This is a genomic window from Pseudoalteromonas sp. C8, assembly GCF_011378685.1.
Taxonomy (GTDB): domain Bacteria; phylum Pseudomonadota; class Gammaproteobacteria; order Enterobacterales; family Alteromonadaceae; genus Pseudoalteromonas; species Pseudoalteromonas arctica.
Window position 1 is genome coordinate 1 of sequence record NZ_WTKT01000040.1, and the last position, 3,061, is coordinate 3,061.

The following is a 3,061-nucleotide window of genomic DNA, read 5'->3' on the forward strand; positions in this document are numbered from 1 at the left end:
CGTTATAGTAAATAGTGTTGATGCGGTTAGTTTAGCGCGTACAACACATATTTATAGCGGAAGTAGTTTAGAGTTAATGAATAGTACGCAACTCTAAAATATAAAACTCAAATGTAATTTAAAAGCCATGGTATGTACCGTGGCTTTTTTATGTTATTGAAATTAAATCATTGATTTAATTTAGGTTGCTGGAGCCGTTTAGATAAAGCATATTTTTATCGTTTTATGTATGTTACAAATATGTAACTGTTAGGTGTTGTGATAAACTATGGGTTAATCTGAAAAGGAATTTTACATGTTTAAAAACTTTACTGTTTTGTTAGTTGCACTGGCTTTGCTTTTGTTGTTTCCGGTGCATGCAAAAACACCTTTATGGGCATTAACATCGCAAAGTGAGGCTTTAACGCCAGCAAAGTTAGAGGTAACTTCTGAAGTACAGCATTTACGCAACAATGCTGATTTTATCTCTTTAAATAAGTCGCTATTAAATAATTTAGCTGTAGGTGATGAAGTTTTATTACCTATTAATGAAGCGCTTTATAATGTTACATTTACCAAATCTAATAGAAATAAAAATAATAGCGTAACTTGGTACGGTGTAATTGATAAAGATAATGAATCATTACCGGTAATAATAACAAGTGGAGATGATAATTTTTTTGTTAGAGCTGTAACCCCGACTGGAACATATGTAGTGTCAGGTCATAAGGGGCAGGGGCGGCTATTAAATGAGTCAGTGTTAAATGAGGTTATTGAATCTGAAAAAGATGATTTTTTACGCCCTCAAGATTCTAAAGAGTACAAAAAACAGCAAGAAATAAAAAAGAGTATTGAGTTACAACAAACAAAAAGCTTCCCTGCATCAAGCTCTAATTTACAGCGTTTACTTGAAAATGAACCTGCAAACCCTAAAAACACTATCTCTGTAAATAGTATTGAAGATACAGCTATTACTAATATTGATATTCTAGTTTTGTATACTCCAGATGTTGTTACGCTCTATTCAGGCGATCCCCTTACACGCATATATCACTTAATTGCGGTAACTAATCAAATATATATTGATAGCGGTGTTTATATTCATATAAGCGCTTTAGCTATTGAGTTAATTGATTATACCGAAAATGTTTTTTCGGGCGTTGCTTTACATGACCTTACTTTTCAGACAAGTGCTGCTTTTGCAGATATTCCCAACCGAAGGTATGAGCTTGGTGCTGATATGGTTGTATTGATGCGCCCTTATGTAAATGGCGATAGTGCTTGTGGTGTTGCGTGGATCAATGGTTTTGACGGCAGTGTTAAATACTCTAAAGATTATATGTTTAGCCATACAAGTATTGATTGTAGTGATTACGTTATGGCCCATGAGCTTGGTCATAATATGGGGTTGGCACATTCGCGTAGACAAAATGGAATTGGTGCTACTTTTCCATTTGCATTAGGCTATGGGGTGGATGATGAATTTACTACTGTGATGGGCTATCCCGGAGTGTTTAGTGCGGGCACCGTATATAAATTTTCTAGCCCTGATTTAGATTGTGATGGTTTACCATGTGGCGTTGAAAAAAGTGATATAGATAGTGGCGCCGATGCTGTTTTTGCTCTTAATGCTGTAAAATCAGAGATTGGAGGCTTTTATGAATCAAATGTTGATTTGGTATTATTTGACGATGCTGTAAACCAAGTTGTGGATTTAAACTTACAACAATGTATTCGAAATGATAGCCTAAGTTATACGTATGCCGCAGAACTTAAAAGCCTACACTGTGGTGGTTCAGCTGTTAGTCGTGTTGGCGGGCTCAATGCGTTTACCGAATTAGAGTCTTTGGTGTTATATGATAATGAGATAGCTGATTTATCGGATATCAGCTTGTTAAGTAAGCTCGAAAATCTTGATATAAGCTCTAATAGTATTAGCGAAATCCCTGATCTTAAAAGTTTGAAATATTTATATGCCAATGACAATAATATTTCAGATATTAGCAACTTTGATCAGTTACCCTCCTTAAATATAGTTAACCTTAGTTTTAATACTATTAGTGATATTTCGGCTTTATCTGCTTTAAAATATTTGAATACACTGAATCTTAGTTTTAATTCTGTTGAAGATATTTCTGCTCTAGTAGGTGCGACATCTCTTGTAGAACTTTATCTGGATAATAATAAAATAAGTTCAATTCCTGTACTAATGGATATGCCAAATTTAATCACTTTCTATATTAATAATAATAATATTTCTGATATATCAGCTTTATCATCTTTTAAATCTTTATTATATTTAAATATTGCTGCTAACAGTGTGAACGATATTAACGCTTTAGCTGATGTTGAAAATTTAAAATATTTGTGGGCATACCTTAATGAAATTAGTGATATTAAAGCACTCGAAAAGCTAGATTCGTTAAGTAGTATTGCTCTTGAGTATAATAATGTTTTTGATATTACGCCTATTTTAAAAAATAAAGACCACGTTGAGTATTTTTATATTTACGAAAATAATAATATTCCTTGTTGGCAGATTGATTATGCTAAGCAGCACTTTTTTTCGCTAGGGGCCCCAGATACATGTAGTTTTGATACTGAAAATGATGATTACGATAACGATGGTATTTCGAATGCTATAGAGATTGAGTTAGCACTTGATCCTTTAGAATCATCTGATGCTATGTTAGATAGCGATAACGACGGGCTTACTAATATAGAAGAGGTATTATTAGGTACTAATATATATGATCCAGATTCAGACGGCGATGGATTAACAGATAGTGAAGAAGTCGATTTAGGTAGTGATCCATTAGACCCCCTTAGTAAAACCGCACCGCAGAGTTTTGTAATACTCTTTAGTGACATAAATGGCGATGGTGTAGTTGATTGGCTTAAATACTCGTTGGTTAATGGTAGCACTGAGTTTAACGTACTTGATGGCCGTGACTTTACAGAGTTAAGAAATTTTGAGCTTAGTTATTCGCTTGATTCAATAAGTGTTGAACTATTGGGCGACCGTAATAACGACGGTATAAAAGAGCTGGGCTTATTTGGCTTTAATGCTGATGTAGGACGT

At 34.0% G+C, this 3,061-nt stretch carries 1 protein-coding gene; it reads left to right on the plus strand.

Annotated elements, in window-relative coordinates:
• Window positions 1-295 precede the first annotated feature (295 nt).
• Window positions 296-3,061 (plus strand): leucine-rich repeat domain-containing protein (locus GQR39_RS19885; protein WP_206007910.1); only part of this gene is annotated, 2,766 nt, incomplete at its 3' end.